The sequence below is a fragment of the Stecheria intestinalis genome, from assembly GCF_009696165.1.
Taxonomy (GTDB): Bacteria; Bacillota_I; Bacilli_A; order Erysipelotrichales; family Erysipelotrichaceae; genus Bulleidia; species Bulleidia intestinalis.
In genome coordinates this window covers 1-4,706 of sequence record NZ_VUMN01000056.1, presented here as the reverse complement: position 1 = coordinate 4,706, position 4,706 = coordinate 1, and the positions used below count along the sequence as shown (strand labels likewise).

The 4,706-nt window shown below is 42.2% G+C and carries 4 protein-coding genes; 1 reads left to right on the top strand and 3 read right to left on the bottom strand.

Going from position 1 to position 4,706, the window contains the following annotated elements; translation table 11 throughout:
* On the top strand, positions 1–1,137 hold a 1,137-nt coding region (tnpC, locus tag FYJ51_RS13215), incomplete at its 5' end, for an IS66 family transposase (RefSeq protein ID WP_154505996.1).
* 31 nt (positions 1,138–1,168) lie between these two features.
* Here the strand turns inward: tnpC and FYJ51_RS13210 are convergent.
* The 3 genes from FYJ51_RS13210 to FYJ51_RS13200 all read right to left on the bottom strand — a co-directional run.
* Entirely contained in the window at positions 1,169–2,197 is a 1,029-nt protein-coding gene (locus FYJ51_RS13210; RefSeq protein ID WP_154505995.1) for a tyrosine-type recombinase/integrase, read from the bottom strand.
* Positions 2,190–3,170 (bottom strand): tyrosine-type recombinase/integrase, encoded by a 981-nt coding sequence (locus FYJ51_RS13205; protein ID WP_154505994.1) that lies wholly within the window; start codon positions 3,168–3,170, stop codon positions 2,190–2,192. Before FYJ51_RS13205 ends, FYJ51_RS13210 begins: the two co-directional genes overlap by 8 nt.
* On the bottom strand, positions 3,167–4,706 hold a 1,540-nt coding region (locus tag FYJ51_RS13200), incomplete at its 5' end, for a tyrosine-type recombinase/integrase (RefSeq protein WP_154505993.1). The genes FYJ51_RS13200 and FYJ51_RS13205, both read right to left, overlap by 4 nt.

Below are 4,706 nucleotides of genomic sequence, written 5' to 3'. Positions count from 1 at the left end.
GTAAAGAAGAGAACCGATCTTTACCCTGAATCCACTGAAGTGGATGGTCATAAGATGAAGGAGATTGCGCCTGAGGTAATCCGCATTTCTCATTACCAGAGAGCGGAATACTATACGGAAGAAATCATCTGCCATCGTTTTGCCTATACCTTCATCACTGAAGAAGGCGAAGAGAAAACGATCATTCATGAAGTGCCGAAGGAAAAGAAACCGAAGCGGATGATTAAGAATTCTCCTGCTTCTCCGGAACTCCCTGCACATTTTGCGTATGAGAAGTACATTCTCGGTCTTCCTTTTGACCGGATTGCGAAGCATCTTTCGAATAACGGAATTCCACTCTCTAAACAATATATCTGCCAGCTGGTGATTCACTGCGGAGAGAAATACCTGAAAGCAGTCATTGATCGAATGACTGCAGATCTCAGACAGTGCCATGTTGTGAACATGGATGAAACGGAACTGGAAGTTCTTGAATGGCTGCAGAAAGAGGGACGGCAGGCGTGCAGAATCTGGGGAGCGCTGACAGGACCGTTTGAAAAGAGACAGATGGCTCTGTTCTTTTATAGCAAAACTCGAGAACAGTCTTTCCTCTACGAAATACTGGGGACACAGTTTCATGGAATGATTCAATCAGATGGGTATCAGGCATATACAAATTACTTGCCCGCTCTGATGAAAGTCGGATGTATGGGTCATGCTCGCCGAAAATTCTTTGATGCCATGACTGCAGACAAGGAAACCTACAGTGCATTCAAAAAAGCGAAGCAGAAAGGCGAAAAAGAAAAGATACTAAGACAATATCCGAGATTTGCGGATACTTTTAAGATGGTCGCAAAGATGGACAAGCTGTTTGATATTGAGCGAAGCCTTAAAGCTGAACAGGCGGATCCCGAAAGAATCAAAGAAGTCCGCAATGAGAAGGCCAGACCGATCATGGAGGAAATCCATGAATACAATAACTATCTGAAAGTAACTTATCTGCAGACCGGCAAGCTTGGAGAGGCAGTTACTTATCTGAACAATCAGTGGGAATACCTGATGAATTATCTGAAAGACGGAGAAGTCGCCTTATCCAACAATCTTGCGTTATCCTCACATTATTATTATCCTCATTTTTCTCTGAGCCGCCTATTTTAGAAAGCTATTATGCAGGAAGATGAGGATAATCTTATCTGAGTCCGAATAACTTTGCTAGTTCATCTTCATCATCAGGCCATACTTTCTCTTCTTTGGGGATATATTGCCCACTCGCTTTTTCCATGGCCTCTTTCATCATATCCAAAGAAGGCTTTGCATAAATTCGTGTTGTTTCTGTAGAAGAATGGCCAAGGATTCTGGATACCAGTTCCAGATCAACGTCCTGCCTGTACAGTTGAGTGGCACGAGTCCGCCTCATCATATGCGGATAAATGCGGTCAGAAAGATTTGGATGATCTGGTCTGATAATGGAAGCGTATTTGTTCAGAATCCGTTCTACATTCCCGGGTGACATGCGATTTGCCTGTCCGTGAATTACAGTGTAAAACAGGTAATCCGTTTGAATGAATGGGTCTGTATGAAAGCAGGTCAGGTAATTTTGAATGTGATCGACTGTTTGATTGGTAATCGTTACGCATCGTTCCTTATCACCCTTACCATGAATTCGCAGATAGGGATATTCTTTTTTCATATTCACATCCGATAATTTCAGGTTCAGCAATTCGCTTAGGCGGATTGCCGAATCGTAGAGAATTACCATGATGGCTGTATCTCTGATGCCAATTCGAGAATTCCCAGGCGCCGCAAGAAGAGCTTTCATGTCTTCTTCACTGATAGTTTCGCGGATTATTTCCGATTCTTTCAAGAACGGAACATGGGAAATCGACAAAGCAATCTGCTGCAGAGAAACATCACAGTCACTTGCATACCATAAATATGATTTCAAAGCCGCAAGTCTCTGATTACATGTGCTGCGGGCACAACCTTCCGTCAGGAGAAACTCGATATAGTCCAGAATAAACTCGTGCGTACAATCGTCAAAAGTGAATCTGCTAATCGGAATTCCCTTCTTTTTGGAAATAAATCTTCGGAATACAGTGAGAGCATCTCGATATGCACGTACGGTCTGCGGACTTCTACAGCATTGCCGTGTAAGATACTGATCAAGATAATCTCTTGTCTTTGAGAAAAAGAGATCTTCAAATTTCTTATCATTCATAGTGTTTTACCTCTGGAATCAGCTGAGCGGAGATCTGATCTTTCTTATGAATCTCTCCAAAGATTTCTTCCAGCTGATGGTAGTAGTAGAAAGTATCCGAAGGCTCTCCGTGTCCAAGATAACTGCTTAAATATGGCATCATGACATTTAAAGACCGTTCTTCTCTGATCCATGTATGCATGCGTTTGATGACGAAGAAATGGCGCATTCCGTGAACAGTTGGCTTTTTATCGCAGCATCGGGAATTATCTGTCTGTTTCCAGGTTTCGCTGAATACTGTGCACAATGTGGATTTATGGATATGTTTATCAGGGTGAATACCTGGGAAAAACCAGATCGGAGTATATCCTAATGTCTTTACCAGCCATTGATAATACTGGCCGCAAAGAATCCGAACGTCTTCTGCCATATAAACAATCCGGTCCTTATCTCCTTTGGAATGGATTACTTTAAAAGTGCCATTTGAAAGGTTCACATCATCAGTCTTCAATTCTGCAGCCTCGGAATTTCTTAACCCGCAGCATATAATCAGCCGGAATATTACTTTGTATTCAACATTCACTCTCTGCGGTCCAGGATATGTTGAAATCGGAGTTCTTTTATCAAGTACTTCAAAAAACGCACAAATATCACTGTCATCCATCAGATATGGGATATTCTTACTTGGCTTTGGAAGTACATGTGGGAACCAGAATTGAAAACCAAGCGTATTCATAAAAATGCAGAAAGACCGCAGTTCTCTGACACGATCATAATGTGCTGTCGATCCTTCATCAGGAAGTCGTGCTGCCCAGCTTTCGAACAGGGCTCTTGTGACGTTCGATTCAGTGATGTTTTTCTGAACGCAGTACTTATCGAACCGAGAAAGCTGATAAGCTTGTTCTTCGAAGATGTAACCCTGACTATGTCTGACCTCAATCATCTGCTGGATATATGGCGCAAACACGCTCTTGAATTCAAATGTACGTGTCATCGAAATACACCTTCTTTCAACGGAATACCAAGCATTTCCAGAGAAAGCGGGCACAAACGGATCCGCTCCTCATCTATGGACAGGTACTCGCTCAGCGTATTATCGGTCTTATGTCCAAGTGCATCTGAGATCACCGATATCTCATTGTTTCCCCGGAGCATCAGTGTAGAGAAAGTTTTCCGGAGGATATGAAAGCCGTGAAGGTGATCAGAATTATCAATAAACCGGTGTAATGCCCGCTCGAGTACACCTCTGGTAAGACGACCAAACGGTTTTCGATGATTGATGAAAATATAGGTGGAGTAATTCCCCTTAGGGCGTCCTTCGCAAAGATACTTGAAAATAGCATTACCAACTCTCACCGGCATCGGCATAATCTGAGCTTTTCCTGTTTTCTGCTGCGTAAAAGAGATTGACTGTTTCTGCCAGTTAATATCAGTGAATTTGAGATTTGCAATATCAGAGCTTCTTAATCCCATGCCTAGGCCAATAGAAACCATGCAGTAATCACGCAGGGAAAGCGGATCAAGTTTATCGATATCAACCGACCAGATCTGTCTGATTTCATTATCCGTTAGTATTTCGGCAATTCTTCTCCTAGGCGCGCTGATAATTGGAACTGCACGATAAAGGTATTTATTCGTAATGATCTTCTGATCAGTTAAATGAAGCAGAAAATTCCGGATGCGGCTGTTATAAGCTGCTTTCCCATCTGGGGTTGAATGAATATCCTGTAAGTTAAAATTGATGATATCTTCTGCAGTGATTTCCGCGAAGCTGTTAATATTTGTTTGACCCAAGAAAGAGCAGAAACGGCAGATGCTTGAACGATACATCATTACCGTTGAAGCCTCTCTGCCTTCTCGCTCTAGCAATTTCAGGAATTCATCAACACTAGGTCGGCACCATTGCGGTATCGTATCGATCATCTGCTCTGCTCGAGGAAAAGCAGTTTGTGACAAGCAAATATCTCCGGACTTGTAAAACAAAAAGAACTGATTCAGAATTCGATTCATCGATATCCAGCTAGAATTGAACTGATGCTTAACGTGGTCAAACCACTGCAGTGCAGTCATTTCGCTGTAAGCTAGATCAAACATGTCAAAGAACAAAAATAGCAGAATCAGAAAATGTCTGGATATCCTTATGGTGTTCTTTGAATAACCGATATCACCCAGTTTTTTGCCGAACTGTTCAATTTTCGGCCACAATAATTCTGCTTTTCCCTTAGGAACATCATTCGAAAGAAAATCATCTTCCAATACCACTTTTGGGATCAGAAGATGATTCAAAATAAACGCATGACCAATGGAACATTTTCCCTTATTGGCTTCATAAGCAAGAAAGCGTCGGATTTTTGCGTTGAATTTTCGCTTGGCAGTTGCCGTTTCGTGAGTGTCGTCCACGGAAAATTTCAACAGCACATCATAATCTAACTGTTCAATAGTTTCGTAACCGTGCAGTTGGATATACATCAAAAACCTAGCATTTGCATAGCAATAGGCTTTAACTTCTCTTGCCGAAAGCCCTTCTGCC